This window comes from Rahnella sp. AN3-3W3 (genome assembly GCF_003263545.1).
GTDB classification, from domain to species: Bacteria; Pseudomonadota; Gammaproteobacteria; order Enterobacterales; family Enterobacteriaceae; genus Rahnella; species Rahnella variigena.
On the sequence record NZ_JYDG01000063.1, the window covers coordinates 58,303 to 80,139 of the forward strand.

Below are 21,837 nucleotides of genomic sequence, written 5' to 3' on the forward strand. Positions count from 1 at the left end.
CCAGAAGATGAAAATTGAAAGATTCGACTACGACAGTCTGCATTCGACGCCCTGGCATAAACACGCATCCGGTCAGCTGTACTGGTTGAGTCATGGCATTCTTGTCATTGAAACGACGTCAGTACAGTGGACTGTCACACCGGGATCACTGGGATGGTTTCCCGCTGATGTCAGCCACAGGGCCTGGGTTCCGGCAGGCGTGAAAGGTCAAAGCCTTTACCTTGAACCTGCTTCCTGCTCACCGTTTCCCGCTCATCCGGGTGTCTATGGGGCAGATGCCTTCGTGATGGCGATTTTGGAACGCCTGTGCCGGGAAGGTGATCTTTCATCCTCTGCGGAATATCAAAGCCATCTTCTCAAATTATTAGGCTTTGAAATTGCCGGAGCTCCTGACTTGCCGCTTCAGTTGACGTTGCCCGTCGATCGCCGGGCGCGTAATGTCGCGAATCAATTACTGAAAAACCCGGCATGCGAGCTGGACCAGACGCAGCTTGCCCAACAATGGGGGCTCAGCGTTCGCAGCCTGAGTCGTTTGTTTACTCAACAAACCGGCCTCAGTTTTAGCCAGTGGAGACAGCAGGCAAAAGTGGTCACTTCATTGCAATGGGTGCTTGCCGGCTTGCCGGTCAGCGAGGTGGCGTTAAGAAGTGGTTACAGCAACGTCAGTGCTTATATCGACGTCTTCCGGCAACGTTTTGGAAAGACGCCGGGGCAGTTGCAAAATGCCCTCATTCGCACGGAGACTCGACAAAAGCCATCAGGCTGATTCCCGAATAACAAGCCGGTAACCCATATCCACAATAGGTTCTTCAACCGTGATGCCTTCGATTTTATCCGCCAGCATGTCCGCCGCGCGGATGCCCAGATCCCATTTTTCGACGCTGACGGTCGTGATGGCAGGGCGGTTGTGTGCGGCAAAATTCAGGTCTGCGAATCCGATCACCGAGAAATCATCGGGTACGCGTAAACCTTGTGCTTCGGCTTCCATAATGGCGCCCTGGGCAAGGGTGTCGGAGCTGCAAATGATGGCGTCGAACCGGTGACCACTGTCGAGTAACTGGCGCAGAGCATGGCGTCCGACTTCCATATTCGCCGGTCGTGACACAATCACTTCTTTAATGTCGTGCTCAGGGATCGCCCGCAATACGCTGATCGCCCCGTTTTTACGTACCATTGCGCGGCGATCCGAGGCGCAGATAAAGCCAAAACGCGTAAATCCTTTGGTGGCGAAGTATTCACCGATGGCATTGCCGACTTTTTCGTGCGAGAAGCCAATCAGCATATCAATCGGCGTCGGCGTCAGATCCCAAATCTCTACTACCGGGATATTGGCGTTCAGGATGATTCTTTTAAGCTCTGATGTGTGATGAATACCGGTCAGTACGATGCCATCCGGGCGACGGGATAACAGCGTGGAAACAATATCGGTTTCGTCTTCCGGCTCGTAGCCGACAATACACAACAACATGTGGTAACCGCGTGCCGCCAGCTGATCGCTGATCGCCTGAACGGTATCGACAAACATATTGTTGTTAATTTGCGGCACGACGACGGCAATGAGTTTGGTGCGGCTGGTCGCCAGTCCACCGGCCAGCATATTCGGAATGTATCCGGTGCTGTTGACTGCTTCCATTACGCGCGCGATGGTTGCAGGGCGAACGACTTTGGGATTGTTTAAGGCGCGGCTGACTGTCATCGGAGAAAGTCCGGCAGCCTGGGCGACATCTTCGAGCGTAGCCGTACGGGAACGGCCTTTTTGCGATTTTATTTTATTATTCAAAACGTTGGTCACTGATGTCCGGGGATCGATACAAGAATGTTTGCGCAAACATTCTTAGTTTCTCATAACAGAACCGGCTTAGGTAGGCTTAAATGTTAATTTGTTGTTGCTTCATGGGCGCCGCAATCTTATTTATCCCCGCGAATTATTTGCCCAAAACGTGAAGGGAGTCATAGGCGTTGGTCAAGGAGAGACAATTTTGGTTAGTTGAGAATTATCCCCTGCCTAAGCGATGCCGTATACTCCATTCAGGCAGAGACAATAGGTCATTTTCATCGATTGGCTTTGAAAGCATTCTTACTGGTTTACCAGGAACCGTTGTCGGAGCTGTAATTTATTCGGGATATGAGGGTTTCATCATGGAAAAGAAAGTCATTTATTTGTTTTGTTCCGCAGGAATGTCTACCTCGTTGCTGGTTTCTAAAATGAAAATCCAGGCCGAGAAATATGAAGTACCGGTCATTATCGAAGCATTCCCAGAAACACTGGCTGCCGAAAAAGGTGCCGCCGCAGATGTGGTGTTACTCGGACCACAAATTGCCTACATGCTCGACGAAATCAAAAAAGTATTACCGGGCAAACCGGTTGAAGTGATCGATTCTGCTCTGTACGGCAAAATTGATGGGTTAGGTGTACTGAAAGCAGCGGTTGCTGCGATCAAAAAAGCAGCAGCGCAGTAATTTACCGTTTTTCCTTATTTTTAAATTGAACGTCTTTATATTGAAATTTTTAAGTCAAAGAGAACTCCAGTCAAAGAGCGAATTTCATACCCTGGCCGCCGGATGGCGGCATTAAAGGAAAATCCCAATGAGCAAAGCCATTGATTCACTTGAAAAGATACTTCTTCCTTTTGCCGTCAAAATAGGTAAACAGCCGCATATTAATGCCATCAAAAATGGTTTTATCAAATTAATGCCGCTGACCCTGGCTGGCGCCATGTTCGTTTTAATTAATAACGTATTTCTGAACTTCGGTGCCGGTTCTTTCTTTTATTCTCTGGGCGTACGTTTAGACCCATCAACCATTGAAACGCTGGCCGGTTTAAAAACGATTGGTATTAATGTCTATAACGGCACGTTAGGTATTATGTCGCTAATGGCGCCCTTCTTTATCGGGATGGCATTAGCAGAAGAACGAAAAGTCGATTCGCTTTCCGCAGGCTTATTAGCTGTCGCCGCATTTATGACGGTTACCCCTTATAGCGTGGGTGAAGCTTATGCGGTCGGTGCAAACTGGTTAGGTGGCGCGAATATCATTTCCGGTATGATAATCGGTCTGGTTGTCGCCGAAATGTTTACGTTTGTTATTCGCAGAAACTGGGTGATTACTTTACCCGCGAGCGTTCCGACGTCGGTTTCCCGTTCATTCTCAGCGTTAATTCCGGGCTTTATTATTCTGTTCTTCTTCGGGGTCATTTCCTGGTTGCTGGGATTATACGGTCATAACTTCCACCAGATTATTATGGATTCTATTTCCAAACCTCTGGCGGCGATGGGCAGCGTAGTCGGCTGGGCGTATGTGATTTTCAACTCCCTGCTGTGGTTCTTCGGTGTGCACGGTTCACTGGCGCTGACCGCACTGGACAACGGCATCATGACGCCTTGGGCACTGGAAAACATTGCGTTGTATACCGAGTACGGTTCTGTCAGCGCAGCGATTGACGCGGGTAAAACCTTCCACTTCTGGGCCAAACCGATGCTGGATTCCTACATCCTGCTGGGCGGTTCCGGAGCGACGCTAGGTCTGATTATCGCCATCTTTATCGCATCACGCCGTGCAGATCACCGCCAGGTCGCGAAGCTTGCGCTGCCATCAGGCATCTTCCAGATTAACGAACCTATCCTGTTCGGCCTGCCGATTATCATGAACCCGGTGATGTTTATTCCGTTCGTGTTGGTTCAGCCGATTCTGGCGGCGATTACGCTGGCGGCTTACAGCATGGGGATTATTCCACCGGTGACGAACCTTGCGCCATGGACCATGCCGACGGGTCTGGGTGCCTTCTTTAACAGTAACGGCAGCATCGCCGCCCTGTTAGTGGCTCTGTTCAACCTTGGTATCGCCACGCTGGTTTATATGCCTTTCGTAATCTTGTCGAACAAAGCGCAGGCGATAATCGAGGAAGAAGAAAGCGAAGAAGACATTGCCGCAGCACTGAAATTTTAATCTGAACGGACAGCGGCGGGGCAAGCTTCCTGCCGCTGTCCGGCAAATCACGGAGAGATAAAAATGATGGATTTAGACAGCATTGTTGATACCGAAGGCGAACTGCAGGATTTAGAAGAAGTGGTGATGGGGTTGATTATTAACTCCGGACAGGCCCGCAGCCTGGCGTATTCAGCACTGAAAAAAGCTAAAGAAGGCGATTTTGAGCAGGCGCGTGCAGTGATGGCGCAATCGAGAATGGCGCTCAATGAAGCCCATCTGATACAGACCAAACTGATTGAAGAAGATCAGGGCGAAGGCAAAACCAAAGTCAGCCTGGTGCTGGTTCACGCGCAGGATCACCTGATGACATCCATGCTCGCCCGCGAACTGATTGCAGAACTCATTGAGCTTCATGAGAAAATAAAATAACGTAGGGAACCATAATGCAGCCACCGGTACTGAGTATGGAAATTAAGACAGCGCGCGAAAATCAACTCTTCGACGGTCAGAATTTCCACATGTTTATCTACAACAAGGTAGAAAGCATCTCCGGGTTGCATGAGCATGACTACTATGAGTTCACCATCGTCCTGACTGGCCGGTATTTTCAGCACGTTAACGGCAAACGGGTACTTTTAGAACGTGGCGATTTCGTTTTCATCCCGTTAGGTTCTAACCATCAAAGTTTTTATGAATTTGGTGCTACCCGGATTTTAAATGTTGGGATCAGTAAAGCCTTTTTCGAGCAACATTATTTATCGTTATTACCTGCCCGATTTGTTGCATCGCAGGTCTATCAGATAAAAACGGAATTTCTGGCTTATATTGAGTCGGTCATTGCTTCAATGAATTTCCGCAACGGTGAATTCAATGAATTTCTGGAGATGGTGACGTTTTATATTGTTAACCGCTTACGTCATCACCGTGAATCAGAAGTGACTCCTGATATTCCAGTCTGGCTGAAAACGGCGATTGAGAAAATGCATGATAAAGCGCGCTTCGGTGATAAAGCATTATCCAATATGGTGGAGCTTTCCGGGAAGTCGCAGGAATACCTGACGCGCGCGACGCAGCGACATTATGGCAAAACGCCGATGCAGATTATAAATGAAATCCGTATTGATTTTGCCAAAAAACAGCTGGAGATCACTAACTACTCGGTCACGGATATTGCTTTTGATTCCGGTTACAGTAGCCCGAGTATGTTTATTAAAAACTTTAAAAAGCTGACTTCTTTTACGCCGAACCATTACCGGAAGAAGTTGTGCAGCATTAATTAATGTCGGTTCATACAACAATATTTCTGTATTAATTTGCAGTGCATGATTATTGCACGGGAGTTCCTATGACTAAAAAACTGAAAGTCGTCACTATTGGTGGCGGGAGCAGCTATACCCCGGAATTACTGGAAGGCTTTATTAAACGCTACGCCGAATTACCGATCACTGAATTATGGCTGGTGGATGTCGAAGGTGGAAAAGAGAAGCAGGATATTATCTTCAATCTCTGCCAGCGTATGGTCGAACGTGCCGGTGTGCCTATTGTCATGCATAAAACGCTGAACCGCCGCGAAGCACTGGTAGACGCTGATTTCGTCACCACGCAACTGCGCGTCGGTCAGTTAAAAGCGCGTGAACTTGATGAACGTATTCCGCTGAGTCACGGCTATCTGGGGCAGGAAACCAACGGCGCAGGTGGCTTGTTTAAAGGGCTGCGCACCATTCCGGTGATTTTTGACATCATTAAAGATGTCGAAGAAATCTGCCCGGACGCCTGGGTGATCAACTTCACCAACCCGGCCGGTATGGTCACTGAGGCGGTATTCCGTCACACCAAATTCAAAAAATTCATCGGCGTGTGCAACATCCCTGTCGGCATGAAAATGTTCATTCAGGATGTACTGAAACTGACGCCGCAGGATGACTTGTCCATTGACCTCTTTGGCCTGAACCACATGGTGTTCATCAAAGATGTCATTGTGAACGGCGAATCACGCTTTGCCGAACTGCTCGACGGTGTGGCTTCCGGCACACTGACCGCCGGTTCGGTGAAAAACATCTTCGACCTGCCGTTCAGCGAAGGCCTGATCCGCTCTTTGAATCTGCTGCCGTGTTCTTACCTGTTGTACTACTTCAAGCAGAAAGAGATGCTGGCGATTGAAATGGGTGAGTTCTACAAAGGCGGCGCGCGTGCCACTGTGGTGCAAAAAGTCGAGAAACAGCTGTTCGATTTGTACAAAAATCCTGATCTGAACGTGAAGCCAAAAGAGCTGGAACTTCGCGGCGGCGCTTATTATTCCGATGCGGCGTGTGAAGTGATCAGCGCGATTTATAACGACAAGCAAACTGAACAGTACGTCAATTTCCCGCACAACGGGCATATTGATAATATTCCGGCGGACTGGGCGGTGGAAATGACCTGCACCATCGGGCGTGACGGCGCAAAACCCCATCCGCGCATCACGCACTTCGACGAAAAAGTGCTGGGGCTTATCTACACCATTAAAGGTTTTGAGATTGCTGCGAGCAATGCCGCCATCAGCGGCGAGCTGAACGATGTGCTGCTGGCGATGAACCTCAGCCCGCTGATCCATTCCGATAAAGATGCCGAAATACTGGCACGTGAAATGTTGCTGGCACATGAAAAACTGCTGCCGAATTTTGCAAAAACCATTGCCGCGTTAAAATAACCCATCGCCTTCCCGCAAGGGAAGGCTCTCCGGAAGGGGTGTTTATGGATAAATTACTGATTGTGAACGCGGACGACTTCGGGCTTTGCAAAGCGCAAAATTACGGGATCATTGAGGCGTTTAATCACGGCGTGGTGCGATCTACCACGGCGATGATGAATGCGCCGGGCATCGAACACGCCGCCGTACTCAGCAAAGCCAGTCCGCAACTGAGCGTCGGGATGCATTTTGTCCTGACGTTAGGTCGTCCACTTTCGCCTATGCCAAATCTGACCCGTGAAGGCGAACTGGGGAAATGGATCTGGGAAATGGCCGAGGCCGGAACCCTGCCGCTGGATGAAATCGCCCGTGAACTGGAATGTCAGTTCAGTCGTTTTATCGAGCTGTTTGGCAAAATGCCGACACATATCGACAGTCACCACCACGTGCATATGTTTGCGCAAATATTCCCTATAGTGGAAGCGTTCGCGAAAGAGAAGGGCGTTCCGGTGCGTATTGACCGTGACGAAGTCCGCAAGGGTGAAATTGCTCTGTGTGGCGCGAAAAGTACCGACGGTTTCGACAGCACGTTCTACGGCGATGCCATTTCAGAAGCGCTGTTTCTGCAAACGCTGGACAATGCGACGCAGCGCGGCAATCGCTCTGTTGAGATCATGACGCATCCATCGTTTATTGATAACACCATTCTGGCGAGTAAATATTGCTATCCGCGTCTGGCAGAACTGGATGTGCTGACGTCAGAAACACTGAAATCCGCGATTACGCAACGCGGATTCCGGCTGGGATCGTTTAAAGATTTATGACCGGAATGCCCCTGCCGCTGGCATATATGTCAGAGGTCAGGGGTATCCTGAGAGGCGGCTACGGGTACAGCGGGACAATATTTTTTGACAGATCACCCATCTCGTTGCCGATGTTCAGACGAGAAAGCAACAATTGGGCCTGCTCTCTTAATTCACTTATCGTCTGCAGATACGGTTTCCTGGCTGCATAAATGACGACATTCCCACTTGGCACCCTGCAATAAAGTACCTCACCAAATACCTCCCGCAGTGCGCAAGATAATGCGCTTCCGGCTCGTGGCACCTCGTAATAATTCAGCACCAGCCAGCCCTGATCGCTCAATTTTTCCAGACACAATCTCAGAAAAGCTTCTGTGCCCTGACGTGGCTCCATCGAAAAGGCTGAGTACAGATCTGAGAAAATCAAATCGTACTGATGCGTATGCTCTCTGCGCAAATAATGTTCTGCGTCTTCAATGTAATAAGAGATTTTGTCCGACCCGGGCAACGTAAACCATTCCTGCGCGACGGATAACACACCCGCTCTCAGCTCAACCACATCCATAATCCGCTGTTCATCAAGAGCATGAAGCGCGCGCAGTAATGCGCCTCCGCCAAGTCCGAGCAGAAGCGCAGTCCGCCCGGAAGTAAACGCAGTCGCCATCAACATGGCTTTGGAATAGTGATGAACAGGTAAGTTAACGTCTTTTTTGAGCATTTTGCTCTGCTCATTAATCCCTTCAAAACGCAGTATCCGGTGCTCTTCAGTGTCCGCGACGATGATGTCCCCGTACTCATCTGTAACATGGCAAACAATATCGCCCTCAGGCTGAATATTGAATTTGTTTGAAAAAACATCCTTATTTGTCATCTGCAGACTCATTTCTTATAAAAATTGGCGAGAAGGGGATTATGCCCGTTAATCCGACGGGCTGGCTTTAACAATTTCGACCTGGTTGTTTTTCAGTATCTTGTGCAGACCCGGCGCAGGCAGTTCATCCGTAAATAATGCCGTCACCTGAGAAACATTGCCGATTTCAACGGCGGCGGAAGCATGATATTTGGTATGGTCAGCAGCCAGAAGGATATGCCGTGAGTGCGCCATCATGGTTTTCGCCACGCTGGCCTCGTTGACATCAAATTCCATTAAAGCGCCATCGCTTTCTATCGCGCCGACGCTGGTGACCAGATAGTCTGCGCGGAATCCCGCCACAAAAGCCGTCGCCGAGGGCCCGATAATTCCGCCGTTGTGAGGACGCAGCGTTCCGCCCGGCACCATTACCTCAAATCGCGGATTCTTATACAGAATATGGGCGACACGCAGGCAGTTTGTGATAATGCGCAGATGGTTATGATTGAGCAGGGCATGCGCCACCTGTTCAACCGTGGTACCAATGGTAATAAATACCGTCGAGCCGTCGGGAATGTAATCGGCGATCGCTTGTGCAATCGCTTTTTTCTCTTCTGTCCACGACATTTCCCGCTGCTCAAAGGCCGTATTGACTACGCTGGAGGCCCGACCCGCGCCGCCGTGATGACGCGATACCAGTCCCTGTTCACTGAGCTTGCGGATATCCCGGCGTACGGTTTGCGTCGAGACATCAAGTAAGGCTGCCAGTTCTTCAATGTTCATATACCCGTTTTCACCAATCAGCCCGAGCAGCTGATCGTGGCGCGGATTCCCAGTCAGTTCCGTAAGACTCATGGGCATACCTCTAAAAATGAGCGTCTGAGTCGTATTCTATACAGAAAGTGACAAAAAAGACCGTGTCTGATCACAGTCGGGAATTCCGGCACGGCCACCTGGCTTTGTGCATTTCAGGGCGGCCACACCACTGGCAAAACGCACGGCTTCCCCACAATCCGCACCCTGTGCCAGACTGACGGCCAGCGCGCCGTGAAAGACATCTCCCGCGCCGGTCGTGTCCACCACGCTGACGGCAAACCCGGGCTGATGATGCAGACTGCCATTTTCCAGCCACAGACAACCTTGTCCGCCTTGCGTGACATACACATGACCCTTTGTGAGCGTTTGTGCGTTAACTAACGCAGCACCGGCGTCAGTTTTTCCGGTCAGCCGCTGCAAACCAGGGGCAGAGAATGCGCTGTGATCGCTTAACGCCACCAGATCGGCGATATCCTGCGGTGTTACATCGGCATCCAGCACGGTGAGCACACCGGCCTGACGCGCCAGTGTGAACGCTTGTTTCGCGCCGTCGTGCCAGCGCACGTCCGCCAGCACCACATCCCACTGCGAAAAGTCGATGGCCTGTAGCCACGTGGCGCAAACGGGTAAATCCGGGCTGGGATAATTGATGATAATCCGCTCACCGTGTTGATCCACCAGAATGGCAGATTGCGAAGAACGGGCCTGATCAATGCGACGGACGTAGCGGGTATTTACCCCCAAGGATCCCAGCTCCGCGAGCAGCCGGTTGCCGGTATCGTCATCGCCCACGCGGCCAATAAAGTCCACCTCTGCGCCCAGTTTCGCCGCAGCCACTGCGGCAGTGGCTGCCGGACCTCCACCCACTTCATGATATTTTTCAGCGACATATTTCCCTCCTTCCGCAGGTAATTCATTCACGTAATAGATCCGGTCCATCACGGTGATCCCGACACAGGCAATGCGAATCATGGCTGTTCCTTAAGCGTGTTTTGATGAGGTTATTTTAATTAAGCGAATTGTTAAAAAAGTGATGGCTGTCAATTTTTTGACCTGAAATTACAAATACGATCAAAAAACGACAAACAAATACAGCGCTGATTATCAAAAAGTGACATGGCTGATCAGCACAAAGGAGAGACGCATGGCAAATGTGGCATTTATTGGTCTGGGGCAAATGGGCGCTCCGATGGCGGCCAACCTGATTAAACAGGAACACCGGTTAGCGGTGTTCGATCTTAATCCGCAGGCTGTGGCAGCACTGGTGCAGCAGGGAGCAACGGGCAGCAAGAGCGCGGCAGAGGCAGCGGAGGGCGCAGAATTTGTCATCACCATGCTCCCCAACGGCGATCTGGTGCGCGATGTGTTATTTGGCCGCGACGGTATCTGCGAAACCCTGAGCCCGTCGGCGCTGGTTATCGACATGTCGACCATTCATCCGTTGCAAACTGACAAGCTGATCGCGCAGATGCACGAAAAAGGTTTCAGCCTGATGGACGTGCCGGTCGGCAGAACCTCGGATCACGCCGTAGCAGGGACTTTACTGCTGCTGGCGGGCGGTACGCAGGAACAGGTTGAGCGGGCGACGCCGGTGCTGATGGCGATGGGATCTGAACTGATTAATGCGGGCGGGCCGGGCAAAGGCATCCGCGTCAAGCTGATCAATAACTACATGAGCATCGCCCTGAATGCGCTCTCTGCCGAAGCCGCCGTGCTGTGCGAAGCGCTGGAACTCTCTTTCGAAGTGGCGTTGCAGGTCATGAGCGGAACACCTGCCGGAAAAGGTCACTTCACCACTTCATGGCCAAACAAAGTGCTGAAAGGCGATTTGTCGCCGGCCTTCATGATTGACCTCGCCCATAAAGATCTCGGTATCGCGCTGGACGTCGCCAATCAGTTGCATGTGCCAATGCCGCTCGGTGCGGCTTCCCGCGAAGTCTACAACCAGGCGCGTGCCGCCGGGCGCGGACGTCAGGACTGGACCGCCATTCTTGAGCAGGTGCGCACCAGCGCCGGTCTGACTCAGAAAACACATCCGTAACGCATTAACCAAGGAAAGTTAAATGACTCAATACAGCCTTAACGATATCACCCGTCCTTCCGGCGGTTTCGCCATGCTGGCGGTCGATCAGCGCGAAGCGATGCGCTTAATGTTCGTGGCCGCGGGTGCGAAAGCGCCGGTCGCCGATCAGGTTCTTACTGATTTTAAAGTCAATGCCGCACGGATTCTATCGCCGTACGCCTCAGCGATTCTGGTCGATCAGCAGTTCTGTTACCGCCAGATTGTTGAGCAGCAGGCCATTGCAAAAAGCTGCGCGATGATTGTCGCGGCAGACGAATTTATTCCGGGCAACGGCATTCCGGTGGACAGCGTGGTGATCGACAAAAATGTGGATCCGCAGCAGGTCAGGGAAAACGGTGGCAAGGCGCTGAAACTGCTAGTGTTGTGGCGCAGCGATGAAGACCCGCAGGAGCGTCTTGAGAGGGTGAAAGAATTCAATCAGCGCTGCCATACGCACGGATTGCTGAGCATTATCGAGCCGGTGGTCAGGCCGCCGCGTCGTGGCGATAAATTTGACCGCGAACAGGCGATTATCGATGCCGCGAAAGAACTCGGTGACAGCGGCGCTGACCTTTATAAAGTCGAAATGCCCCTCAGCGGGCGCGGCACGCAGGCTGAACTGCTGCGCGCCTCGCAACACCTCAATGAACATATTCATATGCCGTGGGTGATCCTCTCCTCCGGCGTTGATGAAAAACTTTTTCCGCGTGCGGTCAGCGTCGCCATGACGGCGGGCGCATCCGGTTTTCTCGCAGGCCGTGCGGTCTGGTCATCTGTGGTCGGTTTACCCGATACCGAACTCATGCTCAGGGATATTTCCGCGCCGAAATTGCAGCGTCTGGGTGACATTGTGGACGAGATGATGGCGCGTCGCCGCTAACGAAAGGAGTGGAAAATGAAATGGTTTAACACGATGAGCCACCATCGCTGGCTTGAGCAGGAAACCGATCGGATTTTCGATTTTGGCAAAAATGCCGCCGTGCCCACCGGCTTCGGCTGGCTGGGCAATAACGGGCAAGTGCGGACCGATATGGGCACGCATTTGTGGATCACCGCCCGCATGCTCCACGTCTATTCCGTTGCCGCAGGTATGGGGCGTCCCGGCGCGTATTCGCTGGTCGATCACGGTATCCGTGCGCTTAATGGCGCGCTGGCGGATAAACAGCACGGTGGCTGGTACGCCTGCGTGAATGATGAAGGCGTTATGGATGCTTCAAAACAGGGCTATCAGCATTTCTTTGTGCTGCTGGGCGCGGCCAGCGCTGTCACCACCGGCCATCCTGAGGCCAGAAAATTACTCGATCAGGCCATCGGCGTGATCGAAAAGTACTTCTGGAGTGAAGACGAGCAGATGTGTCTCGAGTCGTGGGATGAAGCCTTCACCGAAACCGAAGCCTATCGCGGCGGTAACGCCAATATGCACGCGGTTGAAGCTTTCCTGATCGTTTACGACGTCACGCATGAGCGCAAATGGCTGGATCGCGCACTGAGAATTGCCTCGGTGATTATTCATGACGTCGCCCGTCGCGGCGAGTATCGCGTAAATGAGCATTTTGATACGCAGTGGAAGCCGATCCGCGATTACAACAAAGACAATCCTGCGCACCGTTTCCGCGCTTACGGCGGCACGCCGGGGCACTGGATCGAATGGGGACGCCTGATGCTACACCTTCACGCCGCGCTCGAGGCTCGTTTTGAAACGCCACCGGACTGGTTGCTGGAAGATGCCAAAGGGCTGTTCCACGCCACGATCCGCGATGCCTGGGCACCGGACGGCGCAGACGGTTTTGTTTATTCCGTTGACTGGGACGGGCAACCTATCGTGCGCGAACGCGTGCGCTGGCCCATTGTGGAGGCGATGGGTACCGCGTATGCGTTGCATTGCCTGACCGGCGAAGCGCAATACGAAACCTGGTATCAGACCTGGTGGGAATACTGCGTGAAATACCTGATGGACTTCGAAAATGGCTCGTGGTGGCAGGAGCTGGATACCGACAACAAAGTGACCACCAAAGTCTGGGACGGTAAACAGGATATTTATCATCTTCTGCATTGCCTGGTGATCCCGCGTCTGCCGCTGGCACCGGGGCTGGCACCTGCCGTTGCCGCCGGTCTGCTGGACATCAATGCAAAATAAAAATCACGGAGACCATCATGAGTACCCTACAAAATAAAAATACTCAGATTGAATTTATCGCCGGTAATAATGAATTTTCGCTGATTTATCAGCAGCGCCAGATTTTACGTCATACCGCGCAAGCGCCCTGTTTATGGATTGGCGCTGGCGAGGCGGATATCGACATGTTCCGTGGCAATTTCAGTATTAAAGATCGCCTGAACGAAAAGGTTGCCCTGACCGATGTAAAAATTACCGCGCACCCTGCGGGATGGGATCTGCATTTCAGCCGGGGCGATACGCTCAGCGCGAGGATTGCGATCACCACTGATAACAGCGGGCGTTTACAGCTTAACCTGCAAAACGACGACCGCGCGCATAACCGCATCTGGCTGCGACTGGCGGCAGAACCGCAAGATCATATTTATGGCTGCGGTGAACAGTTTTCTTACTTTGATTTGCGCGGAAAACCCTTCCCGTTGTGGACCAGCGAGCAGGGCGTCGGGCGTAACAAACAAACCTATGTCACCTGGCAGGCCGACTGCAAAGAGAACGCAGGCGGCGACTATTACTGGACGTTCTTCCCGCAGCCAACCTTTGTCAGCACGCAAAAGTTTTACTGCCACGTTGAAAACAGCGGCTATATGAATTTCGATTTCAGTGCGCCGGACTATCACGAACTGGCCTTCTGGGAAGATAACGCGACGCTGCGTTTTGAATGCGCCGACAGCTATATCAGCCTGCTGGAAAAACTCACCGCCTTGTTAGGTCGCCAGCCGGAATTGCCGGACTGGGTATACAACGGCGTGACGCTGGGCGTTCAGGGCGGCACGGAAATCTGCCAGCAAAAACTCGACGTCATGCGCGAAGGGGGCGTGAAGGTCAATGGCATCTGGGCGCAGGACTGGTCAGGTATTCGTATGACCTCGTTCGGCAAGCGCGTGATGTGGAACTGGAAGTGGAACCGCGAGCTGTATCCGCAACTCGACGAACGTATCGCGCAGTGGAAAGAAGAGGGCGTGCAGTTTCTTTCTTACATCAATCCGTATGTCGCCAGCGATCGTGACTTATGCGCAGAGGCATCCAAACACGGCTATCTGACCAAAGACGCCAGCGGTGCGGATTACCACGTTGAGTTCGGCGAATTCTATGCAGGCGTGGTCGATCTGACCCATCCCGCGGCCTATGAGTGGTTTAAAAACGTCATCAAGAAGAACCTGATTGAACTGGGCTGCGGCGGCTGGATGGCGGATTTTGGCGAATATCTGCCAACCGATACTTTCCTGCATAACCGCGTCAGCGCGGAAATTATGCATAACGCCTGGCCCGCGCTGTGGGCGAAGTGCAACTACGAAGCCTTGCAGGAAACCGGCAAGCTCGGCGAGGTGCTGTTCTTTATGCGCGCCGGTTACACCGGCAGCCAGAAATATTCGACCATGATGTGGGCGGGCGATCAGAACGTTGACTGGAGCCTGGACGACGGGCTGGCCTCGGTGATCCCGGCGGCATTATCGCTGGCAATGAGCGGCCACGGTCTGCATCACAGCGACATCGGCGGTTACACCACGCTGTTTGATATGAAACGCAGCAAAGAACTGCTGCTGCGCTGGTGCGATTTCAGCGCTTTCACGCCGATGATGCGCACCCACGAAGGCAACCGTCCGGGCGACAACTGGCAGTTTGACGGCGATGCCGAAACCATCGCGCATTTCGCCCGCATGACCGGAGTGTTCACCCATCTCAAGCCTTACATCAGACAGGCCGTGAAGCATAACAGCCAGAGCGGTTTGCCGGTGATGCGGCCGCTGTTCCTGCATTACGAAGACGATGCCCGCACTTACACGCTGAAATACCAGTACCTGTTTGGCCGCGATCTGCTGGTGGCACCGGTGCATGAAGAAGGGCGCAGCGAGTGGTCGCTGTATCTGCCGCAGGATACCTGGATCAACGCCTGGACCGGTGAAACCCATCGCGGCGGCGATATCACAGTGGCAGCGCCGTTAGGCAAACCGCCGGTCTTTTATCGTGCAGACAGCGAGTGGGCAGCGCTGTTCGACGAATTACGTCACCTCTGATAAGGCTCAACCGCCGGGGGGAGTTTATCGCCCCGGCGGTTGAAGGAGAATAATAATGAGTCAGACAACACCGGAAAACCCTGCGACCCTGCGGCTGCCTTTCAGGGAAAAATTGGCCTATGGCATGGGGGATTTAGGCTCCAATATCCTGCTCGATATCGGCACGCTGTATCTGCTGAAATTCTACACTGACGTACTCGGTTTGCCGGGAACTTACGGCGGCATTATCTTTTTGATCGCCAAATTCTTTACCGCGTTTACCGATATGGGCACCGGCATCATGCTGGATTCGCGCCGCAAAATCGGGCCGAAAGGTAAGTTTCGCCCGTTCGTATTATACGCTGCATTTCCGGTGACGTTGCTGGCTGTCGCCAATTTCGTCGGCACTCCGCTGGAGATTACCGGTAAGACCGTGGTGGCGACGCTGCTCTTCATGCTGTACGGATTATTTTTCAGCATGATGAATTGCTCGTATGGCGCGATGGTGCCCGCCATTACTAAAAATCCCGACGAACGCGCCTCACTCGCGGCGTGGCGACAGGGCGGTGCCACGCTGGGGCTGTTGTTGTGTACCGTTGGGTTTGTGCCGGTGATGAATCTGCTCGAAGGCAGTTCGCAGCGCAGTTATATTTTTGCCGCGACGCTGTTCTCACTGGTGGGCTTGTTGTTTATGTGGCTGTGTTATGCCGGTGTGAAAGAGCGTTATGTCGAAGCGCAGCCGCAGGATCCTGCGCAAAGCCGGGGTTGTTGCAGTCGTTTCGTGCGATCGCCGGTAACCGTCCGCTGTTCATCCTGTGCATCGCGAACCTCTGCACGCTCGGCGCGTTCAACGTCAAACTGGCGATCCAGGTGTATTACACCCAGTACGTACTTAACGATCCCATTTTGCTTTCGTACATGGGCTTTTTCAGCATGGGCTGCATTTTCATCGGCGTGTTCCTGATGCCCGCCGCCGTGCGCCGCTTCGGCAAGAAAAAAGTCTATATCGTCGGTCTGGCGCTGTGGATTGTCGGCGACATTCTCAACTACTTCTACGGCAGCGGATCGGTCAGCTTTGTCGCGTACTCTTGTCTGGCGTTCTTCGGTTCGGCCTTCGTCAACAGCCTGAACTGGGCGCTGGTGTCCGATACGGTGGAATACGGTGAATGGCGCACCGGCGTGCGTTCCGAAGGTACCGTCTACACCGGTTTCACCTTCTTTCGTAAAGTCTCGCAGGCGCTGGCGGGGTTTTTCCCCGGCCTGATGCTGACGCAAATCGGCTATGTGCCTAACGTGGTGCAGTCGGCGGGTACGCAGGAAGGGTTGCGTCAGCTGATCTTCATTTATCCCTGCGCGCTGGCAGCGATCACTATCGTGGCGATGGGCTGTTTTTATAACCTCAACGAGAAAATGTACGTGCGCATCGTGGCGGAAATCGAGCAGCGCAGGCAGACGGCATAAGGCATTCACTGTGTCAGCGCCCTGCGGGGCGCTGTGAGGATCGACTATGAAGGATTTACATCACCCTGATCCGCTGACCCTGCGTGAGAAGTGCGCCTATGGAATGGGCGATTTTGGCTCGAACCTGATGCTGTGCATCGGGACGCTTTATCTGCTGAAGTTTTATACCGATGAACTGGGCATGCCGGCGTTTTATGGCGGCATCATCTTTCTGGTGGCGAAGTTTTTCACCGCCTTTACCGACATGCTGACCGGCGTATTGCTCGATTCCCGCCGCCATATCGGCGCGCGGGGCAAATTCAGTCCGTTTATTCTGTATGCCTCGGTGCCGGTGGGACTGGTGGCGACCGCACAGTTTATGGCGAATGATTTTGGCCTGCCGGTGAAAACGGCGCTCGCCACTGTACTGTTTATGCTGTTCGGCCTGTTCTACAGCCTGATGAACTGTTCGTACGGTGCGATGGTGCCCGCCATCACCAAAAATCCGCATGAAAGGGCACAACTTGCGGCCTGGCGTCAGGGCGGTGCCACGCTCGGGTTACTGCTGTGTACCGTCGGGTTTATGCCGGTGCAGGCGTTATTGGGTCACTCTCCCGCGGTGGGATATTTCTCCGCTGCGCTGATTTTCGCCACCTGCGGCATTCTGTGCATGGGCTGGTGTTATCGCGGCGTCCGGGAACGTTACGTTGAACTCACGCCAGCGGGGCATAAATCCGGCATTCTGCGATCGTTTCGCGCCATATTTCGCAATCCGCCGTTGCTGGTACTGTGTCTCGCCAACCTGTGTACGCTGGCGGCGTTTAATATCAAACTGGCGATCCAGGTGTATTACACGCAGTACGTCCTCAATGATATTCATCTGCTGTCGTGGATGGGATTTTTCAGCATGGGCTGTATTCTGCTCGGCGTCTTTCTGGTGCCCGGTTGCGTGAAACGTTTTGGCAAAAAGCAGGTATATCTGGGCGGATTACTGTTGTGGGCGGCTGGCGATATTTTCAATTTTCTCTGGGGAAACAGCTCGTTAAGTTTTGTGCTGTTTTCCTGCATGGCGTTCTTTGGCACCGCCTTTGTCAACAGCCTGAACTGGGCGCTGGTGCCGGATACTGTGGATTACGGCGAATGGAAAACCGGCATCCGCGCGGAAGGCTCGGTGTATACCGGTTACACCTTTTCGCGCAAAATCTCTGCGGCGCTGGCGGGTTTTCTGCCAGGAATTATGCTGACGCAAATTGGTTATATTCCTAACGTGGTGCAAAGTAGTGCGACATTACTCGGCTTACGGCAGCTTATTTTTATCTGGCCCTGCGTACTGGCTGTGATGGCGGCTGTGATTATGGGCGTGTTTTATAAACTTAATGAAGAACGCTTCGCCAAAATTATTGAGGAAATTCATACGCGTAAAAAAATGAATTCGACCGAAATCGAAACAGGAAAACCCAGCGTCTCTGTCGTGACACAACAATAACAATTAAGTAACAATAAGGGGCGTCAAATCTGGTTCAGCGATAATGGACTAATGATCGCATAGATTAAGGCTGTGTTTTGTATTGGTTTAGGTTACAACGTTTAACGTCAGGTCATTTGCGGTAAACGGGAGTCAGGTAAGATGAAAGTGGAGTTGAATAAAAGCACAGCCGAGAGGATTTTCCATGCGGTGCTTTTCGAATTGCTTGGGAATGTCGTTATCGCCATTTTTATTTCTACTGTACTGAAAGTGTCCTTATTACAGTCTGGTAAACTTTCTGTTATCTCCGCGATTACCGCAACAATCTGGAACTATATCTTCAATAAGATTTTTGACGCAATTCAAAGGCGTTTTGCATTCGAACGGAATTTTACAGTAAGAATTCTGCATGCCGTGATTTTTGAAATTGTACTGGTACTTTCTTTGACGCCAGTCGCCATGTTTTTACTCGATTTGTCATTAGCTAAGGCTTTCATGGTCGAAATAGGGTTAATATTTGTCTTCCTTCCTTATACGTTAGTCTTTAACTGGACTTATGATTATATCCGCTGGCGTTTTGTAGCGAATAAAGCTTCGGCGCAATGATATTCTGATTTTATTAAAGGCAAAATCATGAAGAACAACAGGGCTCCGGGATTAGATTTCGTGAAGAGAAGTCCGAAACCAAAAAAATTGCTTAAAGTGCAGCAAGGATTGTCGCTTCCATTTTCTCCGGGGTCGTGATCGGTGCAAAACGCTTGAGCGGTTTTCCGTCGCGTCCGATCAGAAACTTAGTGAAGTTCCATTTGATCCTCCCGCCCAGAGCGCCGGGCAATTCATCCTTAAGGTAACGGAACACCGGGTGCGCTGCTTCGCCGTTAACCTCCACTTTCCCGAACATCGGAAAGCTCACACCGTAGTTGATGTGGCAAGTTTGCGCGATTTCATCGGCGCCGCCGGGTTCCTGTTTACCGAACTGGTTGCAGGGGAAACCCAGTACGATCAAACCTCGGGTCGCGTATTTCTTGTAGAGAGTTTCAAGGCCTGCATATTGTGGCGTGAAACCACAATGGCTGGCGGTATTGACCACCAGAACCAGCTTGCCAGCGTAGTCAGCCATAGAGACAGGCTGACCCTCGAGACTGGTGGCCGAAAGTTGATAAAAAGTGGTCATATCGGGATCCTCACGTCAACAGACGCTTAAGCAACGCGATAAAAATCAAGCTTCACACCCGCTTCAGTACGGGTAGCGGAGCAGAGAAAGATAGAATTTGTCAGCCACATGAGTTCGGGAGTATCGACTTCGAAAACGGGAACTGTTTTGAAGTAGATATCGGATGGAGAAAGCTGATCAAAGAAGCTCATATCATCAGTGAAAAGTTTATTTGTAAAGGCTTCTGGTACACGCCGTATGCCATTGTTCTCAATGTATATCGTGCCCTCATTGACACGTAAGGCATATCTTGCTGAGAGCCTGCAGACGCCATCAGGTTCAATAATCTGACTGTCCACGCCACCAGGCAAAACTTCACCAGTGAGTGCACCGGACACCCGACCGCCCAGAATGGGGATTAATTGTCGCTTGCCAGACCGCGCTGAATTAGAAACCACAATGGGTTTGTCGACGACAACGCTAATGCTGAAGCTAAATTCTAGTTTTGGTTGCATATTAATCTCCTTAATAAAAAGGATAGTTCATCAGGGAGGATCTGAAAAACGCAAAATATCAATGAATTTCATCGGATTTTCGAATGAATATATTTTTAGAGGCAGTGCCCTTGTCTGGAGAGGCTTGAATAATATTTTTTATCTTGAATAGGTTTCTTCATGGATACTAATTTCCTTTCTGATATCTACTTTACAATATTATTTTCTGGTCATTATGTAGAGTTTTCGGAATGTCGCTGCCAGGAGGAATTAACATGGTACTAAATACTAAAGTTCTTTAATTAGCGAAAAATAATAGCTTTGGCGTTACTTCAACAATCATTTATGCCGATCAGGATGTAATTCTTGTTGATGCTCAGTTCACCATTGTAAATGCCCACGGGTGGACTTGCGGAATGTAGTGAGCTTAACCGCAACTCCAGATTTATCTTCAGGCAGCGCGTTTTGCTCACGAGTGTAGCAAAGAGCAGGATATTCGACACAACCAGACTGGCGAACTCAGACGTTTTCTCTTACTTTTAATATTCAACAGCGCTGAAAGGAGATGTCATGAACACAATCCAGGATAAAGATTTTGCGAGTGATTTATCAGAGTTTGTCGGTACACATTTCGTGTATACCTATGACAATGGCTGGAAGTATGAATGGTATGCGCGCAACGACAACACCTGCGATTATCGAATTCATCAGGGGTTAGTTGGCGGACGCTGGGTCACGAATCAGAAGATGAATGCGGTGCAATTTGCGCCTGGCATTTTTAAAGTCGACTGGCACGAACCTACCGGCACCTGCGTTAGCCTGCTGTTTGATATTCGAAGAAAAGTGATCCACGGGACCATTTTCTTCCCTCAGTGGATAGCCGGGGAGGGTCAGCATCCCGAGAAAACCATCTGTTATCAGAATGAGTTTATTGAAGATATGCACCGTTTCCGCGATGAAGGCCCCGCTTATCCTTATGTGGTCATCCCTGAGTTTGCCAAAGTGACCTACATGAAAAATGAAGGTCCGGATAATGACCAGGTGATCAATATGCCGCCGGGACAACTTCCTTCAGACTTTTTTGAGGGTAAGTAATCTTCATAGCGATGCCTGACTGGCGCGTATTGACTGTTAACCCGGGGCGCGGTGCGCCCCAATGATAGTGAATGCGGCCCTGATTTTGAGAAACATCCCCGACGTATTTCTGTTTTATTTCCCTGTCACCTCATCACCACTTCTCAGCGATAAAGAAAATAAAAAACACTTTAACGATTTTTACTTGTGACCAAAATATAATAGGGTCACAAGCTATCTGTGTAATTAACCAACTTCCAGGCTGAAAATGACCGATAAAAAAATGTCCACCACAACACGAGGACCGTCTGATCACACTATCCGTGATCAGATTGTGGATGCCGCAATGGAGTACTTCAGCCATTATGGCTTTGAAAAAACAACCGTTTCAGACCTCGCCAGATCCATTGGATTTTCAAAGGCATATATCTACAAATTTTTCAGTTCCAAACAGGAAATCGGAGAAGTGATCTGCACTAATTGCCTTACGGAGATTGCCCGCCGTCTGGAGGCCGCGCTGGCGGATTCATCCTCCGCCACAGAGAAAATTCGCACCCTTTTTCAGGTGATTGCGCTGGGCGGCACTGAGCTGTTTTTCCGCGAAAGGCGTCTGTATGACATCGCCGCCGTCTCATCCCGTGACCGCTGGGCTGCGGCGGTTGATTATGAGGCCGGATTGCGCAAAACCGTGGTCGATATTTTGCAGGAAGGACGGAGTGCCGGTGAGTTTGAGCAGATAACACCGCTCGATGAAACGGCTGCCGCTGTTTATCTGGTGCTAAGACCCCTCGCCGATCCGATTCAGTTGCAAATCTATCTTGATACCGCAGAAGCTGATGCCGCACTGCTGACAGCAGTGGTGCTCAGGAGCCTGAAACCTTAAGTAGTGACCATTGACATAATTGGTCACTAGT

At 51.4% G+C, this 21,837-nt stretch carries 21 protein-coding genes and 1 pseudogene; 16 read left to right on the top strand and 6 right to left on the bottom strand.

Annotated features, from left to right (window positions below):
• Nucleotides 1-7: 7 nt before the first annotated feature.
• Nucleotides 8-766 (top strand): helix-turn-helix transcriptional regulator, encoded by a 759-nt coding sequence (locus UC15_RS17245; RefSeq protein WP_112289741.1) that lies wholly within the window; start codon nucleotides 8-10, stop codon nucleotides 764-766.
• Here the strand turns inward: UC15_RS17245 and UC15_RS17250 are convergent.
• Nucleotides 758-1,792 carry a LacI family DNA-binding transcriptional regulator gene (locus UC15_RS17250; protein WP_112289608.1) on the bottom strand — a complete coding sequence of 345 codons (1,035 nt, stop codon included), beginning with the start codon at nucleotides 1,790-1,792 and terminating at the stop codon, nucleotides 758-760. The genes UC15_RS17245 and UC15_RS17250 overlap by 9 nt on opposite strands.
• Before the next feature lie 344 nt (nucleotides 1,793-2,136).
• On the opposite strand from UC15_RS17250, the gene UC15_RS17255 reads away from it, so the two are divergent.
• The 6 genes from UC15_RS17255 to chbG all read left to right on the top strand — a co-directional run bounded on the left by UC15_RS17255 (nucleotide 2,137) and on the right by chbG (nucleotide 7,420).
• A complete protein-coding gene (locus UC15_RS17255; protein ID WP_255563976.1) occupies nucleotides 2,137-2,460 on the top strand; it encodes a PTS sugar transporter subunit IIB in 324 nt (107 codons plus the stop codon).
• A 127-nt stretch (nucleotides 2,461-2,587) separates the two neighbouring features.
• Nucleotides 2,588-3,946, top strand: a complete 1,359-nt coding sequence (gene chbC / locus UC15_RS17260) for a PTS N,N'-diacetylchitobiose transporter subunit IIC (RefSeq protein ID WP_112289611.1) — start codon at nucleotides 2,588-2,590, stop codon at nucleotides 3,944-3,946.
• A gap of 63 nt (nucleotides 3,947-4,009) precedes the next feature.
• Nucleotides 4,010-4,357: a PTS N,N'-diacetylchitobiose transporter subunit IIA gene (gene chbA / locus UC15_RS17265; protein WP_112289613.1), complete on the top strand. Its 348-nt coding sequence runs from the start codon at nucleotides 4,010-4,012 to the stop codon at nucleotides 4,355-4,357.
• Nucleotides 4,358-4,371: 14 nt separating this feature from the next.
• Nucleotides 4,372-5,208, top strand: coding sequence for a transcriptional regulator ChbR (chbR, locus tag UC15_RS17270; RefSeq protein ID WP_157960998.1), 837 nt, complete (start codon nucleotides 4,372-4,374; stop codon nucleotides 5,206-5,208).
• A 65-nt stretch (nucleotides 5,209-5,273) separates the two neighbouring features.
• Entirely contained in the window at nucleotides 5,274-6,617 is a 1,344-nt protein-coding gene (locus tag UC15_RS17275) for a 6-phospho-beta-glucosidase (RefSeq protein ID WP_112289616.1), read from the top strand.
• Between the two features lie 44 nt (nucleotides 6,618-6,661).
• The gene (chbG, locus tag UC15_RS17280) at nucleotides 6,662-7,420 is read left to right on the top strand and encodes a chitin disaccharide deacetylase (RefSeq protein ID WP_112289617.1); all 759 of its coding nucleotides are present in this window, start codon (nucleotides 6,662-6,664) and stop codon (nucleotides 7,418-7,420) included.
• Nucleotides 7,421-7,478: 58 nt separating this feature from the next.
• On the opposite strand, the gene UC15_RS17285 is transcribed toward chbG, so the two are convergent.
• Genes UC15_RS17285 through UC15_RS17295 form a run of 3 tightly spaced genes read right to left on the bottom strand, consistent with a single transcriptional unit; the run spans nucleotide 7,479 to nucleotide 10,037 of the window.
• The gene (locus UC15_RS17285) at nucleotides 7,479-8,270 is read right to left on the bottom strand and encodes a spermidine synthase (RefSeq protein WP_112289619.1); all 792 of its coding nucleotides are present in this window, start codon (nucleotides 8,268-8,270) and stop codon (nucleotides 7,479-7,481) included.
• Nucleotides 8,271-8,318: 48 nt separating this feature from the next.
• Complete coding sequence (locus tag UC15_RS17290) at nucleotides 8,319-9,104, bottom strand: DeoR/GlpR family DNA-binding transcription regulator (RefSeq protein WP_112289621.1); 786 nt, start codon at nucleotides 9,102-9,104, stop codon at nucleotides 8,319-8,321.
• A gap of 36 nt (nucleotides 9,105-9,140) precedes the next feature.
• Nucleotides 9,141-10,037 (bottom strand): sugar kinase, encoded by an 897-nt coding sequence (locus UC15_RS17295; RefSeq protein ID WP_112289622.1) that lies wholly within the window; start codon nucleotides 10,035-10,037, stop codon nucleotides 9,141-9,143.
• Nucleotides 10,038-10,209: 172 nt separating this feature from the next.
• Between UC15_RS17295 and yihU the strand changes: the two genes are divergently transcribed.
• From yihU to UC15_RS17330, 7 genes and pseudogenes are all read left to right on the top strand, one after another.
• Entirely contained in the window at nucleotides 10,210-11,106 is an 897-nt protein-coding gene (yihU, locus tag UC15_RS17300; RefSeq protein WP_112289623.1) for a sulfolactaldehyde 3-reductase, read from the top strand.
• A 22-nt stretch (nucleotides 11,107-11,128) separates the two neighbouring features.
• Nucleotides 11,129-12,007 carry a sulfofructosephosphate aldolase gene (gene yihT / locus UC15_RS17305; RefSeq protein WP_112289625.1) on the top strand — a complete coding sequence of 293 codons (879 nt, stop codon included), beginning with the start codon at nucleotides 11,129-11,131 and terminating at the stop codon, nucleotides 12,005-12,007.
• Nucleotides 12,008-12,022: 15 nt separating this feature from the next.
• A complete protein-coding gene (gene yihS / locus UC15_RS17310) occupies nucleotides 12,023-13,264 on the top strand; it encodes a sulfoquinovose isomerase (RefSeq protein ID WP_112289627.1) in 1,242 nt (413 codons plus the stop codon).
• Between the two features lie 17 nt (nucleotides 13,265-13,281).
• On the top strand, nucleotides 13,282-15,318 hold the full coding sequence (locus UC15_RS17315; RefSeq protein ID WP_112289628.1) for an alpha-glucosidase: 2,037 nt from the start codon (nucleotides 13,282-13,284) through the stop codon (nucleotides 15,316-15,318).
• A 124-nt stretch (nucleotides 15,319-15,442) separates the two neighbouring features.
• Nucleotides 15,443-16,758 (top strand): annotated as a pseudogene (locus tag UC15_RS17320) (MFS transporter).
• Between the two features lie 46 nt (nucleotides 16,759-16,804).
• Nucleotides 16,805-18,223 (top strand): MFS transporter, encoded by a 1,419-nt coding sequence (locus tag UC15_RS17325; RefSeq protein ID WP_112289630.1) that lies wholly within the window; start codon nucleotides 16,805-16,807, stop codon nucleotides 18,221-18,223.
• A 141-nt stretch (nucleotides 18,224-18,364) separates the two neighbouring features.
• Nucleotides 18,365-18,808, top strand: coding sequence for a PACE efflux transporter (locus UC15_RS17330; RefSeq protein ID WP_112289631.1), 444 nt, complete (start codon nucleotides 18,365-18,367; stop codon nucleotides 18,806-18,808).
• 91 nt (nucleotides 18,809-18,899) lie between these two features.
• Here the strand turns inward: UC15_RS17330 and UC15_RS17335 are convergent, their stop codons facing one another.
• Together UC15_RS17335 and UC15_RS17340 are read right to left on the bottom strand one after the other, a co-directional pair.
• Nucleotides 18,900-19,376, bottom strand: a complete 477-nt coding sequence (locus UC15_RS17335) for a glutathione peroxidase (protein WP_112289633.1) — start codon at nucleotides 19,374-19,376, stop codon at nucleotides 18,900-18,902.
• 26 nt (nucleotides 19,377-19,402) lie between these two features.
• A complete protein-coding gene (locus UC15_RS17340) occupies nucleotides 19,403-19,870 on the bottom strand; it encodes a DUF3237 domain-containing protein (RefSeq protein WP_112289635.1) in 468 nt (155 codons plus the stop codon).
• 549 nt (nucleotides 19,871-20,419) lie between these two features.
• Here UC15_RS17340 and UC15_RS17345 point away from each other — a divergent pair.
• Together UC15_RS17345 and UC15_RS17350 are read left to right on the top strand one after the other, a co-directional pair.
• Nucleotides 20,420-20,944, top strand: coding sequence for a phenolic acid decarboxylase (locus UC15_RS17345; RefSeq protein WP_112289636.1), 525 nt, complete (start codon nucleotides 20,420-20,422; stop codon nucleotides 20,942-20,944).
• A 247-nt stretch (nucleotides 20,945-21,191) separates the two neighbouring features.
• Nucleotides 21,192-21,806 (top strand): TetR/AcrR family transcriptional regulator, encoded by a 615-nt coding sequence (locus tag UC15_RS17350; RefSeq protein WP_232829936.1) that lies wholly within the window; start codon nucleotides 21,192-21,194, stop codon nucleotides 21,804-21,806.
• The last annotated feature ends 31 nt before the right edge of the window (nucleotides 21,807-21,837 follow it).

Bases quoted from the DNA above. Each gene is read 5' to 3' on its own strand.
- UC15_RS17245 (WP_112289741.1), top strand. From the start codon at position 8: ATGAAAATTGAAAGATTCGACTACGACAGTCTGCATTCGACGCCCTGG.
- chbC (WP_112289611.1), top strand. From the start codon at position 2,588: ATGAGCAAAGCCATTGATTCACTTGAAAAGATACTTCTTCCTTTTGCC.
- chbA (WP_112289613.1), top strand. From the start codon at position 4,010: ATGATGGATTTAGACAGCATTGTTGATACCGAAGGCGAACTGCAGGAT.
- chbR (WP_157960998.1), top strand. From the start codon at position 4,372: ATGCAGCCACCGGTACTGAGTATGGAAATTAAGACAGCGCGCGAAAAT.
- UC15_RS17275 (WP_112289616.1), top strand. From the start codon at position 5,274: ATGACTAAAAAACTGAAAGTCGTCACTATTGGTGGCGGGAGCAGCTAT.
- chbG (WP_112289617.1), top strand. From the start codon at position 6,662: ATGGATAAATTACTGATTGTGAACGCGGACGACTTCGGGCTTTGCAAA.
- UC15_RS17285 (WP_112289619.1), bottom strand. From the start codon at position 8,270: ATGACAAATAAGGATGTTTTTTCAAACAAATTCAATATTCAGCCTGAG.
- UC15_RS17290 (WP_112289621.1), bottom strand. From the start codon at position 9,104: ATGAGTCTTACGGAACTGACTGGGAATCCGCGCCACGATCAGCTGCTC.
- UC15_RS17295 (WP_112289622.1), bottom strand. From the start codon at position 10,037: ATGATTCGCATTGCCTGTGTCGGGATCACCGTGATGGACCGGATCTAT.
- yihU (WP_112289623.1), top strand. From the start codon at position 10,210: ATGGCAAATGTGGCATTTATTGGTCTGGGGCAAATGGGCGCTCCGATG.
- yihT (WP_112289625.1), top strand. From the start codon at position 11,129: ATGACTCAATACAGCCTTAACGATATCACCCGTCCTTCCGGCGGTTTC.
- yihS (WP_112289627.1), top strand. From the start codon at position 12,023: ATGAAATGGTTTAACACGATGAGCCACCATCGCTGGCTTGAGCAGGAA.
- UC15_RS17315 (WP_112289628.1), top strand. From the start codon at position 13,282: ATGAGTACCCTACAAAATAAAAATACTCAGATTGAATTTATCGCCGGT.
- UC15_RS17325 (WP_112289630.1), top strand. From the start codon at position 16,805: ATGAAGGATTTACATCACCCTGATCCGCTGACCCTGCGTGAGAAGTGC.
- UC15_RS17330 (WP_112289631.1), top strand. From the start codon at position 18,365: ATGAAAGTGGAGTTGAATAAAAGCACAGCCGAGAGGATTTTCCATGCG.
- UC15_RS17335 (WP_112289633.1), bottom strand. From the start codon at position 19,376: ATGACCACTTTTTATCAACTTTCGGCCACCAGTCTCGAGGGTCAGCCT.
- UC15_RS17340 (WP_112289635.1), bottom strand. From the start codon at position 19,870: ATGCAACCAAAACTAGAATTTAGCTTCAGCATTAGCGTTGTCGTCGAC.
- UC15_RS17345 (WP_112289636.1), top strand. From the start codon at position 20,420: ATGAACACAATCCAGGATAAAGATTTTGCGAGTGATTTATCAGAGTTT.
- UC15_RS17350 (WP_232829936.1), top strand. From the start codon at position 21,192: ATGACCGATAAAAAAATGTCCACCACAACACGAGGACCGTCTGATCAC.